The organism is Vibrio sp. 2-1-2a (assembly GCF_032648565.1).
Classification (GTDB): domain Bacteria; phylum Pseudomonadota; class Gammaproteobacteria; order Enterobacterales; family Vibrionaceae; genus Vibrio; species Vibrio diabolicus.
In genome coordinates this window covers 78678-99959 of the sequence record NZ_WBOH01000006.1, presented here as the reverse complement: position 1 = coordinate 99959, position 21282 = coordinate 78678, and the positions used below count along the sequence as shown (strand labels likewise).

Annotated in this window: 17 protein-coding genes and 2 pseudogenes; 11 read left to right on the top strand and 8 right to left on the bottom strand. The window is 44.1% G+C overall.

What is annotated here, in order from left to right:
• Window position 1: 1 nt before the first annotated feature.
• Window positions 2-352 (top strand): DUF3147 family protein, encoded by a 351-nt coding sequence (locus F7Y48_RS16810; RefSeq protein WP_005392525.1) that lies wholly within the window; start codon window positions 2-4, stop codon window positions 350-352.
• 345 nt (window positions 353-697) lie between these two features.
• The gene (locus tag F7Y48_RS16805) at window positions 698-2257 is read left to right on the top strand and encodes a methyl-accepting chemotaxis protein (RefSeq protein WP_048625305.1); all 1560 of its coding nucleotides are present in this window, start codon (window positions 698-700) and stop codon (window positions 2255-2257) included.
• 139 nt (window positions 2258-2396) lie between these two features.
• Here the strand turns inward: F7Y48_RS16805 and F7Y48_RS16800 are convergent, their stop codons facing one another.
• Entirely contained in the window at window positions 2397-3296 is a 900-nt protein-coding gene (locus tag F7Y48_RS16800; protein ID WP_316685095.1) for a LysR family transcriptional regulator, read from the bottom strand.
• 142 nt (window positions 3297-3438) lie between these two features.
• Between F7Y48_RS16800 and accD the strand changes: the two genes are divergently transcribed.
• Window positions 3439-4302: an acetyl-CoA carboxylase, carboxyltransferase subunit beta gene (accD, locus tag F7Y48_RS16795; RefSeq protein ID WP_316685094.1), complete on the top strand. Its 864-nt coding sequence runs from the start codon at window positions 3439-3441 to the stop codon at window positions 4300-4302.
• Window positions 4303-4333: 31 nt separating this feature from the next.
• Here the strand turns inward: accD and F7Y48_RS16790 are convergent, their stop codons facing one another.
• On the bottom strand, window positions 4334-5311 hold the full coding sequence (locus F7Y48_RS16790; protein ID WP_316685093.1) for a hypothetical protein: 978 nt from the start codon (window positions 5309-5311) through the stop codon (window positions 4334-4336).
• A gap of 448 nt (window positions 5312-5759) precedes the next feature.
• Between F7Y48_RS16790 and F7Y48_RS16785 the strand changes: the two genes are divergently transcribed.
• Together F7Y48_RS16785 and F7Y48_RS16780 are read left to right on the top strand one after the other, a co-directional pair.
• Window positions 5760-8177: a M9 family metallopeptidase gene (locus F7Y48_RS16785; protein WP_316685092.1), complete on the top strand. Its 2418-nt coding sequence runs from the start codon at window positions 5760-5762 to the stop codon at window positions 8175-8177.
• A 285-nt stretch (window positions 8178-8462) separates the two neighbouring features.
• Window positions 8463-8693 carry a PAS factor family protein gene (locus F7Y48_RS16780; protein ID WP_005375384.1) on the top strand — a complete coding sequence of 77 codons (231 nt, stop codon included), beginning with the start codon at window positions 8463-8465 and terminating at the stop codon, window positions 8691-8693.
• Window positions 8694-8770: 77 nt separating this feature from the next.
• Here F7Y48_RS16780 and F7Y48_RS16775 read toward each other — a convergent pair whose 3' ends face one another.
• Together F7Y48_RS16775 and F7Y48_RS16770 are read right to left on the bottom strand one after the other, a co-directional pair.
• A complete protein-coding gene (locus F7Y48_RS16775; RefSeq protein ID WP_316685091.1) occupies window positions 8771-9148 on the bottom strand; it encodes a carboxymuconolactone decarboxylase family protein in 378 nt (125 codons plus the stop codon).
• Between the two features lie 58 nt (window positions 9149-9206).
• Window positions 9207-9563, bottom strand: a pseudogene (locus F7Y48_RS16770) (MerR family transcriptional regulator).
• A 517-nt stretch (window positions 9564-10080) separates the two neighbouring features.
• On the opposite strand from F7Y48_RS16770, the gene F7Y48_RS16765 reads away from it, so the two are divergent.
• Window positions 10081-11430, top strand: a complete 1350-nt coding sequence (locus F7Y48_RS16765) for an alpha-amylase family protein (protein ID WP_316685090.1) — start codon at window positions 10081-10083, stop codon at window positions 11428-11430.
• Between the two features lie 108 nt (window positions 11431-11538).
• On the opposite strand, the gene F7Y48_RS16760 is transcribed toward F7Y48_RS16765, so the two are convergent.
• Entirely contained in the window at window positions 11539-11832 is a 294-nt protein-coding gene (locus tag F7Y48_RS16760; RefSeq protein ID WP_005375388.1) for an ArsR/SmtB family transcription factor, read from the bottom strand.
• Window positions 11833-12067: 235 nt separating this feature from the next.
• On the opposite strand from F7Y48_RS16760, the gene F7Y48_RS16755 reads away from it, so the two are divergent.
• Complete coding sequence (locus F7Y48_RS16755; RefSeq protein ID WP_005392536.1) at window positions 12068-12361, top strand: hypothetical protein; 294 nt, start codon at window positions 12068-12070, stop codon at window positions 12359-12361.
• Window positions 12362-12460: 99 nt separating this feature from the next.
• Here the strand turns inward: F7Y48_RS16755 and F7Y48_RS16750 are convergent, their stop codons facing one another.
• The 3 genes from F7Y48_RS16750 to F7Y48_RS16740 form a co-directional block, all read right to left on the bottom strand.
• A complete protein-coding gene (locus tag F7Y48_RS16750) occupies window positions 12461-14419 on the bottom strand; it encodes a monovalent cation:proton antiporter-2 (CPA2) family protein (protein ID WP_065645746.1) in 1959 nt (652 codons plus the stop codon).
• Window positions 14416-15033 carry an NAD(P)H-dependent oxidoreductase gene (locus tag F7Y48_RS16745; RefSeq protein ID WP_005392538.1) on the bottom strand — a complete coding sequence of 206 codons (618 nt, stop codon included), beginning with the start codon at window positions 15031-15033 and terminating at the stop codon, window positions 14416-14418. The genes F7Y48_RS16750 and F7Y48_RS16745 overlap by 4 nt, the downstream gene beginning before the upstream one ends.
• Window positions 15034-15200: 167 nt before the next feature.
• A complete protein-coding gene (locus F7Y48_RS16740; RefSeq protein WP_005392539.1) occupies window positions 15201-15626 on the bottom strand; it encodes a universal stress protein in 426 nt (141 codons plus the stop codon).
• A gap of 391 nt (window positions 15627-16017) precedes the next feature.
• On the opposite strand from F7Y48_RS16740, the gene F7Y48_RS16735 reads away from it, so the two are divergent.
• The 4 genes and pseudogenes from F7Y48_RS16735 (at window position 16018) to F7Y48_RS16725 (ending at window position 21276) form a co-directional block, all read left to right on the top strand.
• A complete protein-coding gene (locus F7Y48_RS16735) occupies window positions 16018-17589 on the top strand; it encodes an ATP-binding cassette domain-containing protein (RefSeq protein WP_316685089.1) in 1572 nt (523 codons plus the stop codon).
• A 206-nt stretch (window positions 17590-17795) separates the two neighbouring features.
• A pseudogene (locus F7Y48_RS23610) lies at window positions 17796-19057 on the top strand (S9 family peptidase); the annotation flags it as partial.
• A gap of 3 nt (window positions 19058-19060) precedes the next feature.
• A complete protein-coding gene (locus F7Y48_RS23605; RefSeq protein ID WP_395206012.1) occupies window positions 19061-19954 on the top strand; it encodes a prolyl oligopeptidase family serine peptidase in 894 nt (297 codons plus the stop codon).
• A gap of 530 nt (window positions 19955-20484) precedes the next feature.
• Complete coding sequence (locus F7Y48_RS16725; RefSeq protein ID WP_025532673.1) at window positions 20485-21276, top strand: hypothetical protein; 792 nt, start codon at window positions 20485-20487, stop codon at window positions 21274-21276.
• Window positions 21277-21282: the final 6 nt, after the last annotated feature.

Here is a 21282-nt window from a genome sequence, read left to right as displayed (position 1 = left end):
CATGTTGTGGATGATTACTAAGTACGCGTTAACCGCAGGAATAGTGGTGCTTATATCTGAAGTTGCCAAGAGAAGTGATAAAGCGGGAGCGCTGATTGCCGCGCTCCCGACGGTCACTATTTTAGCTTTAATTTGGATGTATATTGAAGGGCAAGGTCAGGAAAAGCTCGCGAACCACGCGTTTTATACTTTTTGGTATGTACTGCCTACATTGCCGATGTTTCTAGTTTTTCCTTTCTTACTGAGCCGATATTCGTTTTGGTTCTCTTTGGGAATTTGCGCCATTATTTCAATCGTTTGTTTCTTCATTGTGACCATCGTTATTAAAGAGTTTGGAATAGAATTAACTTAATTGAGCAAAGGAGAATTGTAAGAATATAGGTCGAAGCGCTCGCTTATTTATATTTTCAAGGCTCTAACTAGAACTCTTTTTTTAACTCTCGATGCTAGTGTGGCCGCTTACTTGAAGTTATCGATTACTCTCTTGTTTTTCAGTCAAACCTCGTAGAAATGTGACGTTTTGAAGACTTTTCTTCCTTCATTCTAAAGTTATCGGTAATCAGGCAGATACAGTGGCTACAAAGTTACGTCTAGCTTTGCCAGACAGGCTAAAAATACAGTTTGTGTTGGTTATAAGAGGCGAAAGGCTTAACGCTCTGTCGTGAGCATCACATTGAATTGTACCGAGACAATTAAAATGAAAAGAATCATCTTATTAGCCGTTTGCGCCATGTTTGGTATTGCTGTCGTGGCAAGTATGGCATCAACGTACCTAATTTCGAGTCAGAAAATCGATGACATCATCTTAAACAAATCCCAAGTTCAAGCTGAGTTTTTAGCAGGAAATGCAAGTTATATTTTGGAGAACTCAGCCAACCCAATGCAAGACTTACAATCGCTTGTTGAGGGTTTGAAACAACGTTCAGACGTAAGCTATGCAGTCGTAATTGATCGCAATGTGACGGCGGTTGCTCACAGTGATAAGCAAAAGCTAAATAAAACCTACAATGATAACTACACCGTTGAAGGTGCAACCAAAGGTGTACAACAGTATTCAAAGTGGTATGCCGATGTCCAGAAAGTGTGGGTGTTTGATATCATGGCGCCGATCTACGTGAATGGTCAGTTGTACGGTACGTTTGATATTGGTATTCCTATTACAGAAGTAAGCCAAGCGACGAATGGAATTATTACTTCCCAACTGATTTCCATGGTGGTGATCTTCGTTCTGTGTGTTTTGGCTCTATCGCTGCTACTCAACAAGCTGATGCGACCGCTATCTGCGCTTAAGGAGGCGTTGCAAGACATCTCGAAAGGTGACGGAGACTTAACGGTTCGTTTACCAGCAAAAGGTAATGACGAAGTCGCACAAATTTCTTCGGCGTTCAACGTGTTTGTTGGCAAGGTACATGAAATCATTACACAAGTTGTAAATACTGGTGTAGAGCTGAATGGTTCCGCTGTCGCGCTGCGTGGACAATCTCAACAAGCGCTTGCAAGAGGGCAGGAGCAGAATGAGCAAACCATGCTGGTTGTCACGTCTATGAACGAAATGATCGCGACCGTCAACGAAATTGCGTCAAATGCTGCTGGTGCAGCGAGTGCTGCGAGTACGGCAAGTAATGAGACTCAAGATGGCTACAAGACGCTAGAACGCACCAAGACGGCGATGACGAATCTTGAAAACGAGATGAACAGTACTTCCAATATTATCGTAAGCCTTGCGGACAACACTCAGTCGATTGGTAGTATTCTCGAAGTCATTAGAGGGATCTCTGAGCAAACTAATCTACTAGCGTTAAATGCCGCTATTGAAGCAGCGCGCGCCGGTGATGCCGGACGAGGTTTCGCCGTAGTGGCAGACGAGGTTCGTAATCTTGCAACTAAAACGGCTCAGTCCACTGATGAAATTGACAATATGATCCATCAGTTGCAAACCGAAGCCCAAAGTGCGGTTAATTCAATGAGTAATAGTAGAACCCTAATTGAAGAAGGCACTGCAGAAACGGAGCTCGCTCGACAAGCACTAGAGGCAATTGCTGATCAAGTTACTACTATTTTGGATATCAATACTCAGGTGGCAACGGCAACAGAACAGCAATCGACGGTAGCAAATGAAATTAACATGAATATGGATACCGTCAGTCACTCCGTGAAAAACGCGCTAACGGCGAGTGAGCAATTGGAAGAATCAAGTCAACAACTTGCGGAATTATCGAGAACTCTCGATCGTCACGTAGGAGCGTTTAGAATTTAAACGCCAACTGAAATCCTTTTGCAAAAGCCAGTAAATCTCGATTGCTGGCTTTTTGGCTTTTTTATTTGAGAAAATCTCATGTCGAATTGCTCTACTATGCCAGTTTTTATATTTATTGGGATAAATGATTAGTGATTAACTAGGCGTTAAGTTTCGCGAGTTGTTTTAAGTGCTCAACAAACATAGAGGTTTTCTTGGCTAAGTGCTTTCTAGAAGAGTAAAACGCATAAAGCACTAAATCTTCAGGTTCGTATTCTAGAGGGATGACTTCAAGCTTGCCGCTCTCGATCTCGTCTTTGCATGACTCTATTGGAAGTATTGCGTATCCAAGCCCTGATAACGCGCCAGATTTAGCGAGATGGCCACTGTTTACTTTGAATGATGATTGTACTGTTTGCGTAATATGACCTCCGTCGGGGTTTTTAAACACCCAGGGAGCACCATTTACTGCGGTAAGTGTCGTGATACAGGGAACATGATTTAAATCCGTGATTTTGTAAGGACGGCCGCACTTATTAAGCAGTTGAGGCGCAGCCAAAATAGCACTGGGCCAGCGTTTGATTTCCCTCGCCACCCAATTGCTGTCAGACAAAGTCCCTCTATGAAAACTCAAAATGACATCAAAGCTGTCAATAACCTCATCTTTAGGGTTTAGCGTTGTATCGCAAGACAAAGAGATTGACGGGTATTGCGTGCAAAATGTGACAATCGCTTTGGCCAGTACAGGTGTGTCTGGCATAAGAATACGTAGCTCTCCTGTTACGGTGTGCGAGTGGCGAGTCACGGTTTCTAGCGCGTTGTTGAGTTGTTCCAATAATGGACGAGTGCTGCTATAGAGCTCTTCTCCAGCCTCGGTAGGCGTCATTCGCCTTGTCGTTCTATTGAACAACCTGATGTTTAACTTTTCTTCAAGCAGGGCAATATGTCGGCTGACATTCGACGTTGGTATATTCAAACACTCAGCGGCTCGCTTAAAGCTGTTGTTTTCATAGACACAGTGAAAACTTTTTAACCAGATTTGGTCGACGTTATCAAACATTCTATTGTCCCACTTTATTGGATTATCAAGCCAGCATATCGCACTTTATCCTCAGACTGAGTTGCATACAATTTTATTTAAAAGTCAGAGCGGGCAAACGATGCAGATGTCGTGCTACGAGGTGATCAATAATGAGGTACTCATGAGTTGGCTAGAAAGGTTATTTGAGAATAAGAATATAATAGGTTCGCGCAAAGCGTCTATTCCTGAGGGCGTTTGGACAAAATGCCCTGAATGTGAACAAATACTTTATCGCGCGGCATTAAAAGAGAATTTGGAAGTATGTCCTAGGTGCTCTCATCACATGAGAATGGCTGCACGTCAAAGGTTGAACGCTTTTCTGGATCATGGAACACAGCAAGAGTTGGCAAGTGAGTTGGAACCGCAGGATATTTTGGGTTTTAAAGACTTAAAGCGATATAAAGAGCGAATTGCCATCGCGCAGAAAACGACTGGAGAAAAAGATGCCTTGGTTGTGATACAGGGGAAGTTACTAGGCTTGCCTGTTGTAGCTTGTGCGTTTGAATTCTCTTTCATGGCTGGCTCGATGGGGGCGGTGGTTGGCGAGAAATTTGTCCGCGCCGTTGAAACTGCGATTAATACAAAATCTGGGCTAGTGTGTTTTTCTGCTTGCGGAGGGGCGCGCATGCAAGAGTCTTTGGTAGCACTAATGCAAATGTCAAAAACCAGCGCCGCGTTAAACCATTTATCTGAGCACAGATTACCCTATATCTCAGTATTGACGGACCAAACTTATGGTGGCGTCTCGGCGAGTTTAGCCATGTTGGGAGACATCAATATTGGTGAGCCTAAAGCAAGCATCGGCTTTGCGGGAAGGCGTGTTATTGAACAAACGGTACGTGAAAAGCTACCAGACGAGTTTCAAAGAAGTGAGTTTTTATTAGCACATGGTGCATTAGATATGATTGTAGACAGACGTGAAATGCGTGATCGCGTTGGCGGCTTATTGGCTAAGTTAACCAACGCGAGGGTGGTTTCAGAATAGGTGGTATTAAAGTTAGACTTAGTACTTGCGTTTATTGAGCCGTAATCATTACAAACCGTTCATTTTGCCCCCATCTTGGTTCCGCATTCATTAGGCTGAGATCCAACGCCGTTTGGTATGGGTCAACAGCAAAATGGTCGCTTACTAAACCCCAGAGCATCCAGTTGATTGCGGTTTCATTCTCGGTAAGCTCTTCGAGTGGCGCTCGGAGGAAAAAGTACTCATCTTCGCCATCGTAACCGAGCCGATCATAGATAATGTTGCGTAGCTCTCGATCCAAATCATGTTGGAGATTGATTGAGTCGCACAGTTGCTCTTCTGTTGGGCTATTCTCATGGCGATAAACATTGCGTTTTGACTCTTTGCGTAAAGTACCTGCGCCAGTTTCAATGCTTACTTTCTTTTGCGAGTGTTGCTCAAGAACTTGAATGATTTCATCCTCTAGTTGATCGAGTTTACTCAGCAAAATTTGATCGTTTATGTCACCAGCGTGGGAGGCCATCGTTTGGAAGGCTTTCACTCTCTCGTAGACTGCTTTCCCGTGAGGAAGGGCTGCAAAACACTGTTCTCGGAGCGCTTCATTGGCTTGCCAAATGCCCGAGTAGAGCTCGTAATCATGTGGATATGGTGGAAAATCTTCAGTATCTTCCCCTAATAATTCTCGCCAGCGCTTTTGCCACTGTTCTTCTTTTGCGTGTTTTACACGCGCGTATTGCTTAACCCAGCGGTTACGAAGTTTTACCCCAAAAATGGCAAGTCCCCATGGAGCGAGCAAATAAAAATAATAGTGAGAAGAGTTATCCCAAAAGTAACCGTAAACGTAAACACCAAAAGCAAGCACCCAAGTTCCAATAGTACAAGCAATAACACCGGACATTATTGATGATTGGCGCTTTGTTTCTCTTAATGTATTACCTTCAGCACATAACCAAAAAATGCCGCCAAAAACAAAGGCAAACGTTATCATGAAGTAGGCAATCCCCGCTCCCAAAAATCCCCAAAGTGACATGTATTATCCCTAGCCAAATATCTGCTTTATTCACTCATCAATGACTCGAGGAGTAAATGTGTTTGATTTGGCGGAGAATTTACCATTAATGCCAACCTTTTTATATGCACTCGATGACTTATTGGGAATGAGTCACAAATAAAAATAGATGGTATCAAGCATCAAAATTTAATTTAGAACCTTTGATTGTCGTGAACTCTATCTGGAAGAGTTAAGGGGGGCGTTTAAGGGCAATTTTCCTCATAAAGTCGTTATTTAGAAAAAGGTAAATTAATGTTTTTATTGATAATTGTGAGAAATCTTGGGTTGGGATTGATCCCATAAATTTAGAGTAAAAAGCCTGTTTTTGGGAGCGATTTCATAAATTTTATGATACTGATTTCACTGTTTGAGCTGTAAAGAATATAAACCCCCACTCAATGTATGTTAATAATCAATGAGTGTTGTTATGTCTCATATCCGTTTTTTCCCGCGCCATCGTTTGGCGCTTGCTTGTATGCTAGCGAGTGTGTCTAGCTTCTCTTTTGCACAAAACCAGTGCGCTGTTGCTGATTTACAACAATCGAGAGACTTGGCTGCTGCCGTTTCTGGTGCTGAGTATGATTGCTACCACGCTTGGTTTTCAGCTCCTTCCGCAACGCTTAACGATATTTACAGCGAAGCGAGCTTAAGCCGTATCCAAGTCGCGTTGGATCAAGAAATTGCCCGCTATCGTGGAGAAGCAGAGCAAGCTCGTGTTCTAGAAAATCTGGGCGAGTTTATTCGTGCTGCATACTACGTTCGTTACAATGCTGGCACTGGTACACCTGAGTTTTCGCAAGCGTTGAGTCAGCGTTTTGCTCAGTCGACGAACCTATTCCTTAACAACCCTCATGCTTTGGATCAAGGCCGTGAACAAGTTGGCGCAATGAAGAGCTTGACTTTGATGGTTGATAACGTGAAGCAGTTGCCGCTGACCATGGATAGCATGATGGCCGCGTTGATGCACTTTAACCGTGAAACCGCGCAGGACACGCAATGGGTCGATGGTTTAAACAACCTGTTCCGTTCTATGGCAGGTCATGTAGCAAACGATGAGTTCTACCGCTACATGGCAAACAATACTCACCATATTGATACATTAGCGAGATTCGCATCTGATAACGCTTGGGCATTGGATACGGATGCGAGCTTTATTGTTTTCAATGCATTACGTGAAACTGGTCGTTTGCTTGCGAGCCCAGATCAGGAGACCAAACGCAAAGCCTTGGCTGTGATGCAACAAGTGATGCAGCGTTACCCACTGGGTAGTGAGCATGACAAACTGTGGCTTGCTGCCGTAGAGATGATGAGCTACTACGCACCTGAAGGTTTAAACGGTCTGGACCTAGATCAAGCGAAGCAAGATCTAGCAGCGCGCGTGATGCCAAATCGTTTTGAGTGTCAGGGACCTGCCATCATTCGCTCTGAAGATCTAACCGATGCTCAAGCTGCGAAAGCGTGTGAAGTACTGGCTGCGAAAGAAGCCGACTTCCATCAAGTGGTGAATACGGGCAATCAACCTGTCGCTGATGACTTGAATGATCGTGTTGAGGTGGCGGTGTTTGCTAGTAACGACAGCTACGTTGATTATTCTTCGTTCCTGTTTGGTAATACAACGGACAACGGTGGTCAGTACCTTGAAGGGAATCCATCAAAAGCGGACAATACCGCCCGTTTCGTGGCTTATCGCTATGCGAATGGCGAAGATTTATCGATCTTGAATCTAGAGCATGAGTACACGCACTATTTGGACGCGCGATTTAACCAGTACGGCTCGTTCAGTGATAACTTAGCCCACGGTCATATCGTGTGGTGGCTGGAAGGTTTTGCTGAATACATGCATTACAAACAAGGCTACCAAGCGGCGATCGAACTGATTGCAGGCGGTAAACTGAGCCTTTCAACTGTGTTTGATACCACATATTCTCACGATACTAATCGTATCTATCGTTGGGGTTACTTGGCCGTTCGATTCATGCTAGAAAATCATCCGCAAGACGTAGAAAGCTTGTTGGCGTTGTCGCGCACTGGTCAGTTTGAACAGTGGGCGCAACAGGTGACGACATTAGGTCAACAATATGACGCAGAGTTTGAGCGCTGGTTGGATACGTTAGAAGTGGAGCCAGAGCAACCAGGTACTGACCCAGAAGAGCCAACAGAACCTGAAGCACAAGTGACTGAATTGACGGCGAACCAAAGCCTTCAACTCAGTGGCGAAGCGTACAGCGAAAAACTGTTCTACGTTGACGTACCAGCCAACACCGTTCGCTTTAATGTATCTATTGAAGGTGCGGGGGATGCGGATCTTTACATGAGCTACAACAAAGTTGCGCATTACTACGACTTTGAAATGAGCCAGTATGGCGATGGCAGCAATGAAGAGATTGTATTTGAGCCAGAGCAGGATGGTTACGTGAAAGCTGGTCGTTACTACATCAGTTTAACTGGCCGTGATAGCTATGACTCTGTGAATCTTGTGGCTGCTTTAGACGTTGAAGCGCAAACACCGCCAACACAAGTGCAAGACGATTTGGCACCGGTGGTACTAGAGTCTGGTGAAGCCAAAATGCTGACCGTTCACAAGCAGCGTTATGCGGCAGTGTATGTACCTGAAGGTGTTGAAGAGATTCGTGTATGGCTAACGGCTCACTCTCAAACGGGTAATGTCGATCTATACGCCAGCAGAGAGCATTGGCCTACGGTTGAGCAACACGAGTACGTGTCTAACTATGCAGGTAGCAACGAATACCTTGCGATTCCTGTTACTGAAGCGGGCTATGTGCACTTCTCTCTTCAAGCACCAGAACAAGGTGATGACGTTGAAATGTTAGTGCACTTCAACTAAAACATGCTCGATTAGCTGAAATCGAGATAAAAAACGTCGCTCATAGAGCGGCGTTTTTGTTTGTATCGGACGCTATTGTGATCAAACAGCGGCGAATGCCAGTTAATCGGCTAATTTATCGAGTTATCCTTTGCTCTTTTTCTAAACGGCTTTAGGTTTGTATTACAATTTACCGCGCACATAAACTTTTTTAGCGACGCGTTCTGTGACCTAGCTTCTGATTTGTGCTTCCCAAACGGATACAATATATATGCACCCCGTGCAATAAAGTGAAAAGGGAATGACATGAAAACGCTTATTTATGAAACGTTGATTAGCCTTGCTAACCAAGAACCAGAACAACATGCAAGAATCCGACAAAATCTATATGAACAGTTGGATCTGCCGTTCGATAAGCAGCTGGCTTTGTATTCTTGTGCCCTTGGTCCTGCAAGTTCAGGCAAGTTGGAGAGTAGTCAAGGCATTAACAACGCGGTAGATTGCGCGGTTAAACTGCTTGAAACCCCTGAGCGCTAATTCACTCGTTGTTTAAATCACGGCCCGATCCCCAAGGGCCGTTTTTAATTGCCTTTAAATTGATTTCAACGTCGTGATTACTCTGCTCTTTCCGCCAGCACTTCTTTGAAGGCAAACATGCCGTTTAATGCCGCTGGAAACCCTGCGTAGACGGACATCTGTAAGATGACTTCCTTAATTTCAGCCTCGCTGCAGCCTACATTAAGTGCTGCATTGAGATGTACTTTCAGTTGTGGCTCACAATTCCCCATTGCCGTTAGCGCGGCGACAGTTGCGATTTCTCTCGATTTTAGGTCTAAGCCTGGGCGAGCATAAATATCGCCAAACGGATACTCAATGGTGTACTGAGCTAAATCTGGGCAAACATCTTGTAAGCTTTCGATGACGTTATGACCAGCGTCGCCATCAATGTGAGAGAGTAGTTCTAATCCTTTGTTAAAGCGTGATTGTTCCATCGATATGTTCCTAGTGAATAAATGCACACATACCTTAATCGTTAGAGTTAACTCTAAGTCAACGAACTTTTCCGCTTTTATACAAGGCAATTTTTTCTTCTAGAGCCGTTAAGTGCTTTTGCTGCTGTTCAATGTGGAGCTTGAGGTTTTCTTGGTGTTGCTCTAGCAAGGCTTGGCGTTGTCGTACAGACTCTGAGCCGACTTCCCTTAATTTTGCATATTCCAGAATCTCTTCAAGCGGCATTGCAGTTTCTTTTAATCGCTTTACGAAGCTAATCCAGCTTAGATCTTTCGCACTATACACTCGATGCCCACTCGCGTTTCTATGGACATGTTTAAGTAAGCCAATTTTTTCTTAGTATCGAAGTGTATGAGCAGACAAGCCGACGAGGCTAGAAAACTCTTTGATATTCATGATTACCCTCCAAGGTAATTCATACCAATAGGCATAAGCTAAGTTCCGCATTTTGAAGTCATTTCGGGATAGATACAAACGGTAATCTTCCATGTTTTAAGGTGGGATACGCAGAAGGGGGCTGTTTTGAATACGCGCCAAACGTGATCCACCTGCCAGTTTCACTTTATTAAAAATTAGTTACTCAATAGAGTGGTTTGGCTGTTTTTAGTCTTTGGCCTCCTTTAGGGCGTACCCGGATATTTTCTTTCATATATTTTTAATGCATTTTTTTCAATACAAAACAATGGTTTAGTGTGTTTTATGTGCGGTGTACTTGAATGTCATCTACTCGTTTACGTCCAGAATCGTTTCTACTTATGCAATGGAGGAGTCACTACGCCTTCATTTTCAGCCTTGAGTTAGGGCGAAAAGGGTGAGGGCGTCTGATGAATAGCTCTTATAATTTCGACTATTGAATTCACTCACAAAAAAATGCAAACAAGTAATCGTGAGTGAAAACGAGTAGGAGAACAACATGAGTGGCTCACAGGAAATACAATCATTCGGTGCGAATGTTATCTTACATGCGTTTGATTGGAAGTATGCTGACATTGCCCAACGAGCAAAAGAAATCCACGAGCTAGGTTACGGCTCCGTGTTGGTTTCGCCACCAATGAAAAGCGCCCACGATGATCGCTGGTGGCAGCGCTATCAACCTCAAGATTACCGTGTCATCGACAATGCGTTGGGTGATACCAAAGACTTTATCCGTATGGTTCGTGAACTGGAGCAAGTTGGCGTGTGGGTTTACGCTGACGTGGTGTTTAACCATATGGCAAATGAGGCCCACCTTCGCCGAGACCTCCAATATCCAAGGCAAGAGATCTTGGAGGAATACCAACAAAACAAACAGAAATATCAGTCGCTAACGTTATTTGGCGACTTATCTCAACCGCTTTTTGATGAAGAGGACTTTGTTGAAGCGTTCGGTATTAAAGACTGGAAAGATAAATGGCAGGTACAAAATGGACGCATCACTGGTGGACCAACTGATCCTGGCTTGCCAACCCTCCGTGTTTGTGACCATGTCGTTGAGCAGCAACGCGCTTACCTAAAAGCACTGAAAGCCATTGGTGTGAAAGGTTTTCGTATTGATGCCGCGAAACACATGACGTTAGAGCATCTTAAACGTGTTTGGACAGACGACATCACGCGCGATGTGCATATATTTGGCGAAATTATTACCGATGGCGGTGCGACAGAGGAAGAGTATCAGTTGTTTCTTGAGCCGTATTTACAGGAAACTCGCTTAGGCGCTTACGATTTCCCTTTGTTCTCAACCATTTTTAAGGCGTTTGCTAAAAAGGGCAGTTTCAAGTCGTTGATTGACCCATACTGTTTCGGTCAGGCCCTTTCGCCTGGTCGCGCGATTACATTTGTTGTCACGCATGACATTCCTAACAATGACGTTTTTCTTGATCTGATCATGGATGAGGAAAATGAATGGTTAGCTTATGCCTACATTCTAGGCCGCGATGGTGGTGTGCCATTGGTTTATACCGACTTAAACACTAGCGGTATTACAGATAAAAATGGCAAGCCAAGATGGCAAGGCGCATGGAACGATCCGCGAATGGCGAAAATGATCCAATTCCATAATATGACGCATGGCGAGTCGATGAGTGTTCTTGAAGGTAACGATGATATGCTGGTATTTAAGCGAGGGAGCAAAGGCATTGTCGTGCTTAATAAATCGCAGCGTCAGCAGTCTTTGGCATTGAAAATGGATGGCGACTGGGTGGATTTGATGACGGATCAGGACGTTCCATCTGACGGTAAGTTAATTGTGCCACCTAAAGCCTCAATGTTGCTCGTCGAAAACTAAAAAATAAAACACCGAGCTTAGCGAGCTCGGTGTTTATGTTTGTCGGCGGTCATTCAAGAACGGGTAAAGTCTAATGTAAAACCGAAGTCTTTCGCCTCTGCTATGAGGTTATGAGCACTCATTAACGCAACATTCAGCCTTTAAAAAGCCGATCACATCATCTAAACATTGGTACTCTGCAACGCAAAAAAGGGTTCGCCCCTCACGACGTTGGGTGAGAAGCCCGGCTGAGGCTAGACTAGAAATATGATGAGAGAGAGTGGATGCAGGAATGCCAAGCTTTTCTTGTACGCCGCCTACCGCGATACCTTTGTATCCCGCTTTGACAACTTCTTTGTAAATACTTAAACGAGTAGGATGCCCTAACTCTTTTAGTGCTTTAGCGACGGCTTCAAGCTCCATACTGACCTCTAAAGAATGACTACAGTAAATTTGTTTCGATAATAGGGAAAGTCTCGGTAAATGCCAACTCTTGTGATCTAGGAACGATTTAAATCAGATGAGATTCATACCAGCACAACAATAATTGTCTACTCCAATGAGACAGATCAATCTTCATTATTATTTCACCCCACGTTCAAACTCCCTCGTCTACACTCATGGGTGAGTTGTCAGTTGGCAGACCAAGGAGGCGGCCATGATTGCGGTTCATAGAGATTATTGTTTGTCTAACAGTTCAGATTTACATGCTCACGTTAAAGTTAACCCTGTCGGTAAATTAGAAGTTGAGATTGTAGAACTTCAAGAGCGCCATACCACAGAGTTTGATGATTTGTCTTTTGAGAGCCGTGGGTGTGAAACTCGAATCTGTGGTAAAGAAGACACAACTCCGTGGCAGTTCAATCTTGCAGTTACTGATGCGTTAGAGCTTTCTCACTTAGTGGAAGAAGCAAACGAAGAGTATGAGATTTTAATGAATGATCTTATGTAATCTCGTGAGAAGATCATTTTATCCTGCACGGCATGTGACTCGGTACTGAAAAAGAAAAACCTCCCAAACGGGAGGTTTTTAATATTGAGCAAGTTACCGTCAGAGCGGCTCTTCTCTCGGCGGTGTTAGTTCTTGAACGTTATCTTCATTGAAGTCATCGGCGTAACCTTTCGGCGGTGGCGTCCAACCACGTTCTGAGCGCGAGAGTTTGTCATGGCGATCTTTTTGCATCTCTTCCGCCATTTTTTCCTCTAACTGAATAAACAGTTGTCGGAAATTGTTGTCATAACGTTCGCCTTCAGAATCATCTTCCCAAGCTTTGTAGAGTATCTCGGACTTGCGCGCTTCAACACGCTTGTATGTCGCTTTTTGCTGCTCAACAAAGAAGGGATGAATACCAAGTGCTTTCATCGTGTGACCGCCCATCTCCAATGCGGAATGGTAGGTTTCCGATTCAATAATATCAGCCCCAGCTTGACGCAAAAGATAGCCGTGCCCACGGTCAAAGGCGCGTGCGATCACCGTTACTTTGGGGTACGTGTGTTTGACGTACTTCACCAGTTCCACACTCGATTCTTGGTTATCAATTGCGACGACCAACGCAGCCGCATGCTCGATGCCTGCAGTGTGCAGCATATCTGGTCGAGTCGCATCGCCAAAATAAGCACGAGTGCCAATCTGGCGCATGTTATCAACTTGGTTGGCTTGGTGATCGAGCACCACTGTTGTTACACCATTAGAAACAAGCAAGCGGTTAACAATCTGACCAAAACGGCCGATACCAGCGATGATTACTGTGCCTTTTTCTTCAATCGTATCGCTTTCCCTTTCGTTTGATTGAGTTTCAAAACGCGGCAGTATTAATTTGTCAAATAGAATGAACAAACCTGGCGTTAAGAACATTGAGATAGCAACAACCAGCGCAAGCGTTTGCGAGAGTTCAAACGGAATGACGTGGTTTTGCACAGAGAAGCTTAGCAACACAAAACCAAATTCACCCGCTTGAGCCAAGCTTAAGGTAAACAGCCAGCGGTTGCTGCCTTTCACTCTAAATATCAGCGCGAGAATAAATAGCACCAAGGCTTTCAATACCATCACGCCAATGGTCAGTGCCATGATCAACCAGAAGTCACCAAATAGAACTGAGAAATTGATCCCAGCTCCGACGGTGATGAAGAACAGACCCAGCAACAACCCTTTAAATGGTTCGATATTGGACTCTAACTCGTGGCGAAATTCGCTGTTCGCCAATACAACGCCAGCCAAGAAAGTTCCTAATGCAGGAGATAAGCCAACCAAACTCATCAGTGCTGCGATGCCGATCACCAGCATCAATGCGGTGGCGGTAAAAATCTCACGCAGCCCAGAGCTAGCAACATAGCTCAGCAGAGGTCGACTTAAAAAGTGACCACCAACGACAACAATCGCTATCGATGCTGTGATGACTATTCCGTACGCCCAGCCTGGTAAATCGGCCACGAGGTTTAAATCGTCATGATGCTGCGCGGCCGTTTGAACAGCATTTTGTGCTTGTTCGACTAACTCCGGCAGGGCCAGCAATGGAATAAAGGCCAACATCGGGATAACAGCGATATCTTGGAAAAGCAAAACAGAGAACGCGTTTTGTCCGCCTTCTGTCTTCGTTAACCCTTTTTCGCTAAAAGTTTGCAAAACAATCGCGGTAGAAGAAAGGGCGAAAATCAAACCGATGGCTAAGGCAATAGTCCAAGGCTGCTCAAAGTACAGGGCAATACCCATAATCGCCGCGATGGTACCGCCAACTTGAAGACCGCCTAAGCCCATTAAACGATTTCGCATTGACCAGAGCATTTTAGGCTCTAGCTCTAACCCCACTAGGAATAGCATCATCACCACGCCAAATTCGGCAAAGTGCTGAATTGTCGTTGTTTCCTCACCGACTAAACCGATAATTGGACCAATTACCACACCAGCGATGAGGTAACCTAAAACGGAACCGAGCCCTAAACGCTTGGCAAGTGGCACCGCGATCACAGCGGCAATCAAATACACGAAGGCTTGTAAGAATATCCCTGTCATGAAGCCTCCTTGATGAGCTTCGGAAGTGCGCTGTTGAGTTTGATTAATGACGCAGCTGCTTCAACATCCAGTCTATCTTCGACTAATGCTGTTAGCAGGCTTTTGTACCGTTCGACATGACGGGGAATTCGTCCTTCCTCTTCGGCTGTACGTGCGCCGAACAAAGCAAGAGGCGCAATATAGTGCATGCCCGTGAGCGCTGACATTTGCTCGATAGGAGCGAGCAGTTCCCGAATCGTAAAATGGTTGTAGCCTTCGGCTTTATAGGCTTCTTCTTTGCCGCCGGCAGAAAGCACGCACAGCATGGTTTTACCTTGTAGTTCGGTTCCTTCAGTGCCGTAAGCAAAGCCATACTCCAAAACCAGATCTTGCCACTCTTTTAAAATTGCTGGGGTTGAATACCAATATAGTGGGAATTGAAAAACCACTACATCATGCTCACGCAAGCGTTGTTGTTCACGGTCGATATTGATATCGAAACGAGGGTATTCACCATAGAGATCAACACATGTCACGCCTTCAATTTTTTGAGCTTCTTTGAAAAGTGGAGTATTCACTTCTGAACGATGCTGGGAAGGATGAGCAAAGAGAATTAATACTTTTTTATTCGCCATAAGGATCCTTGCTATCTAAATAACCATGCCCGGTAGGAGCGCAGGTTGGTTAGAAAATGTAACTCATAAATGGCCGTCAAGCTAGCTTGGAAAAGTGCTTAAGCTGTTTCAATATCAATAAAAAACCACCAAATAAGTTGGTGGTTTTGGCAAGCGTCAAATTTTAATTAATCATGAATAGGAACGACTAAAATATCGACTGGTGACTTGTTGATAAGATGTCTTGAGTAGGAAATGATTTTGCTCCAGAAATCTTGGTGATGGCCACAAATCAGCAAGTCCACTTCTTGCTCTTTGATGGTAATTTCGAGCTTATCGGCTAAATCACCAGTACCCACGAAGAAGTGTTTGAGTGGATAATCCATGTACTCACTGAATGTTCTCAAACATTCCATAGAGTGCTCATTCAGCGGCCTTTGGTCTGGGTTCTCTTTAATGTCTACGAGCTCACGATAAATTTCCCCGTGAGTTCCATCAATATGGATGAATGAAATATCGGAGTCGAGATAGTTAGCCATCGCTACGGCTCTGTCGATCAGAACAGTGCTCTCATCGGACAGTTCGAGTGCAACAAGGATATGTTTGTATTTCATTACCACGCCCTTATGTGGATTAGCTTTACTGTAAGCATAGTATGGCTTGGGCAAAATTTGTGTAGATAAGATCTCGAAATCGTTCAAAGTTTTGATAAATAATGCTGCTTGCTTTTTAGTCAGAAAACCCGCTAAACTTCGCAAATCATTTCTCTAGGAGATTACGCCAACATGAAGAACTAAACCTGTTATCCATATTTTTACTTATTTTTTGGATCTGCAGGGTTAGTAGGCGTAGCTCACTTTCCGATATTTCTTTGCAACAAGACGACTTTTTGATTTGACGTTTATCGTCGAGCTTTACATAGAGCTTAATGCGTTTGTGCACGCGTTTTGTTGCAATCTCAAATCATAGCTACGGCTGTTGTCCCTGTCATACAGGAGGCAAATTATGCCAGTTTTACAAGCTTTTAATGTTAGCCATCAGTTTGATAATGGCGAGACGCTATTTCAGTCTATTTCTTGTTCCATGACTAAACGACGTGTTGGTTTGATTGGGCGCAATGGCATCGGTAAGTCGCTTTTGGCTTCCATTTTGGCAGGCGAAACTCAGCCAGCCAGCGGTGTTGTGACTTCTCCCTCTTCTTTCATGATGTATCGCCAGCAGCCGTCTGATCTGCTTTCAGGTCAGCAATCGATCGCCCAGTTTCTGGGAACAGACTCGGTCTTGCATGCTTTGAAGCAGATTGAACAAGGTGATGTTTCTGAGCATTGGTTCGAACTGGTTGGCGAACAGTGGGATATTGAACCGAAACTCAAACAGCAGCTTGCTGCGATGGGCTTGCCGCAAGACCCTGATTTCTCATGTGCTCGGCTCAGTGGTGGTCAGTTGGCGCGTTTGCAGTTATGGCAGTTGTTTGAAAACGAAACGGAGCTTTTGATTCTCGATGAGCCATCCAATCACCTCGATACCGAGGCGAAACAATGGCTGATAGAGTCTATGACGCATTTCGGTGGCGCGATTTTACTCATCAGTCACGATCGTGAGCTGCTGAGAGCAATGGAGGAAGTTTGGGAACTATCGGGCCTAGGTTTACAGGTTTTTGGTGGAAATTACGATGTGTACGCCGAGCAAAAACGCACTGAACTGCAAGCGGTCGAGAGGCAGTTAGCGCAAGTCGATAAACAGAAAAAACGGTTAGCCGAGCAAGCCCAGAAAAATCGCGAAAAAGCAGACCAACGCGCCGCGCAAGGGAACAAACTGCGCAAAGACGGCAGTCAGCCCAAAATTTTGCTTGATGGAAAAAAGGATAGCGCGACCGCCAGCGCCTCAAATCGCAATAAGAATGAGCAACTCAGACAAGTGCATTTACAAGCCAAAGAGCGGGCGTTGCAATCGCGACATGAGCAGCTCAAAGCGCAAAAGCTTTATCTTGCAGATAATCCGAACCGTTCGAGAAAAGTGTTGTCGATACAAGAAGGTATATTGCCTTTTGGGGATTCTACTCCTATCACTTTGCAGATTTTTGCGAACGATAAAGTCCATCTCAAAGGGAAAAATGGATGCGGAAAGTCAACCTTGTTAAAGACGTTGCTTGGCGAGTTGTCGTTGCTCAGTGGTGAGCTGCAAGTGAATACGCCCTTGTATTATCTCGACCAACACTTTGGCGCAGTGAATCCAAATCTTTCGTTACTTGAGAACGTAATGGAGACCTGCCAAGAGATGACGGAAAGTGAAGCGAGAACCTTACTGGCGGGGATCGGTTTTCGTCGAGACGCTGTGTTTCGGTTGGGATGCGTACTAAGCGGTGGCGAGAAGATGAAGCTCGCAATGCTGATCGTCAGCCATCAACACTCCCAGCCTTTGCTGCTGCTCGATGAACCAGATAACCATCTCGATCTCGAGTCAAAAATAATGCTTAGTCAGGCGTTAAATGTATACAAAGGTGGATTTGTTCTGATTAGTCACGACCAAGATTTCGCTTCTGAGTCTGGGGTTTTGCGTCAAATCGAACTGAATTAAACGAAAGAGAGTAAACGCCATCGTAGCTCTTCAGCGTTGTTCCTAAGCTCTACACCGCCACTTACCGATATGTAGAATTGGTAGGAAATGAGGGAGTTAGGATGGCTTTCACAACTCGTTTAATGAAATTAGATTCATTTTGTCGATATATAGTAGAGTTCTGATGTATTGCACAAAAAGACAACAGAAAAATAAAAAGGAATTTCATGAAAAAGAACACCCTAGCATTAGCAACGGCTCTCGCACTCGGAAGTGTGTTGTCTGTGGCGCATGCAAATGAAGCGGCGCAGTCGTCGGTTGAACAAGTAACCCCGAAAGCCATCACGTATCCAATCACACAAAAAGTGGATGTTGTCGATGACTACTTTGGTACAAAAGTGAGTGATCCTTATCGCTGGTTGGAAGACGATCTCAGCCTAGAAACCGCAGAATGGGTGAAGGCACAAAATGCAGTGACGTTTGATTATCTGTCGAAAATCCCTTACCGCGAGCAGATTGAAGAGCACATCACTAAGCTCATGGACTACGAAAAGCAAAGCCAACCGTTCAAAGAGGGTAAGTTCACTTATTTCTACAAAAATGACGGGTTACAAAACCAAGATGTGCTTTATCGGCAGCTAGGTGATGGTGAAGCAGAAATTTTCCTCGATCCAAATACTTTTAGTGAGGATGGCACCACATCGTTAGCGGGAGTGAGTTTTTCACGAGACGGTTCTTTGGTCGCATACAGCATTTCGGAAGGCGGTAGCGATTGGCGCAAAGTCATTGTGTTAGACACAGAAACCAAAAAGCCAGTCGGTGAAACGCTGGTGGATATGAAGTTCAGCGGCATCAGTTGGCTCGGCAATCAAGGTTTCTATTACTCAAGTTTGACAAGCCACAGGGGAGTGAACTCTCCGCGAAGACAGATCAACACAAGCTCTACTTTCATAAACTTGGAACGAAGCAAAGTGAAGACCAGCTGATTTTCGGCGGCTTTGAGGAAGAGAAATACCGTTATGTTGGCGGCTATACGTCGGATGATGAACGCTACTTGTTTATCTCAGCCAGCGTATCGACATCGGGTAACAAACTGTTCTTTAAAGATCTGAGTAAGCCAAATAGCCCGCTTAAAACCATTTTAGATAACACCAGCTCTGATACTTGGGTGATAGACAACCAAGGCACGAAACTGTACTTGGTTACGAACCTTAATGCGCCGAACAAACGCGTCGTGACGGTGGATGCGAGTCAGCCGCAGCCCAAAAATTGGAAAGATTTGATCTCTGAAACAAAGAACGTGTTACGTGTTTCTACCGCGGGTGGCAACTTGTTTGCGAGTTATATTGTTGATGCGATCTCGATGGTGAAGCAATACGACATGAACGGTAAACTCATTCGAGAAATCAAATTGCCTGATATTGGCAGCGCATACGGTTTCTCGGGTAAAAAAGAAGAAACCGAAGTCTACTATTCTTTCACCAACTACAAGATGCCAAGCACTACGTATCGTCTGAACATCAAAGATGGTGATAGCGAGGTGTACTACAAATCTAAAGCGCCATTTGATCCAGCTTTGTATGACTCTCGCCAGGTGTTTTACACCTCAAAAGACGGAACAAAAGTGCCGATGATCATCACCTATAAAAAAGGGACACCGATGGACGGCAGTGCACCAACCATCCTATATGGTTATGGTGGTTTCAACATCAGCCTCACACCATCTTTTAACCCGACACGTGCGGCTTGGTTGGAGCTTGGTGGTGTTTACGCGGTAGCGAACATTCGTGGCGGTGGGGAGTATGGTAAAGAGTGGCACAACGCTGGCATTCAAATGCAAAAGCAAAATGTGTTTGATGACTTTATTGCGGCGGCTGAATACCTAATTGATGAAAAGGTAACGTCATCAAACAAGTTAGCCATTAACGGTGGATCGAATGGTGGCTTGTTAGTGGGGGCAGTTATGACGCAACGTCCAGAGCTGTTTAAAGTGGCGCTGCCAGCAGTCGGCGTACTGGACATGCTACGTTATCATACTTTTACCGCAGGTGCTGGTTGGGCGTATGACTACGGTACGGCAGAGCAAAGTAAAGAGATGTTCCAATATCTGAAAGGTTATTCGCCAGTGCACAATGTAAAAGCGGGGGTGGAATACCCAGCAACATTGATTACAACGGGTGATCATGATGATCGTGTTGTTCCTGCTCACTCTTACAAATTTGCTGCTGAGTTGCAGTCAAAACAGGCGGGTTCAAATCCGACCTTGATTCGCATCGAAACCAATGCAGGACATGGTGCTGGCACACCAACGCGTAAAATAATTGAGACAAATGCAGATATTTACAGCTTTGCACTGTTCAATATGGGGATAGAGAAACTGCAATAGTGCGAATCGTTTGCGTTTTTAGTTAACGAAATGCATTGGTGCTTTTGCACTCGAAAATAAAAGGAGATCACAGAGTGTGATTTCCTTTCAATTTATTGTGGAGTAACTATTCTAAATTGACCGCAAGGCTAATTAAATTAAGGTATTTGCAATTTATTACAACTCTCTTCTTTACCTGAAGAGTAATATACGATAAAAATAAAACTTGATCGCGATCACCTAACACCATTGCACTCCTTATTTATATGGTAAATTTAATTAATCATTTGTTCTAATGATAATTGAATTTTCATAAGTTTTAATATTCCCTTCTTCGTAAAGCTTACCAAATTTCAAGTTATATAAGATATAAGTAGCAGTGATTGAACTTTTACGATGCTTTATTTTATTTTAATTAAAACGTTTAATGTTTCGTCATTATTAAATTTGCTTTGATAATTTATATTATCCAAAGCGAGTTGTGTTGCTTGCTATTTATGATGATCTCATGACGTGAATAATTTTATAATCATTAAAATGGATACAGTTTTATGAATTTAGTGAAACCGTCTGTTGTTATCATGGCAGCAGCCCTTCAACTCGCGTCTTCTGCTTATGCTCAGACAAATAATGACGAAGAACTACAAGACATGTCTGACCCACTTGCGGTTTACACCCAAGCGGGCTTTGGTATTACTGACAAAGGCGCGAACATCAAAATCGGTCAAACTTACCAATCTAGCCAGCCTGGCACCATGGCGATGAACATCATCGAAATGAAAGGCATTGGTGGTGAGCTACTTGGCATTCGCGACAATGACGATCCAATGTATGCCAATGTTGATGACAGCATTGACTCTTTCCGACTACGTAATTTCCAAGTAGAAGTCGCAAAAGGTCTAGGCCGTCAATTAGATGTAAACTACGATGTTGATAACGATAAATTAGATGCATCTTATAGCTTTATTCAAGGTCTACCTAAGTTTGGTATGTTGCAGCTATTTCCTTTGGCTGGTGCGGGTGTCACTATTGCTAATGATTTTAGTGGTGATGACAAAGGTTATGAAATTCCAGGTACTTTCACTGTTGTCGGTATGTACTCAAAAATTGAATTAACCGATAAAATCTGGATTAACTACAACCCAATGTATATGCATACATTGTCAGGGTCTAGTCAATATAAAGATACTTATTACGCGGGTGAAGATAATATCTTAACTCATGAGTTTGCGTTGTCTTATCAAATTAATCCTCGCGCAAATATTCGTTACTTTGCAAACTGGAATGAGCATGTTAATTTCGGTGATGGTGATCACCGTATCGAATTTAACTACCAATTCTAACTCCCT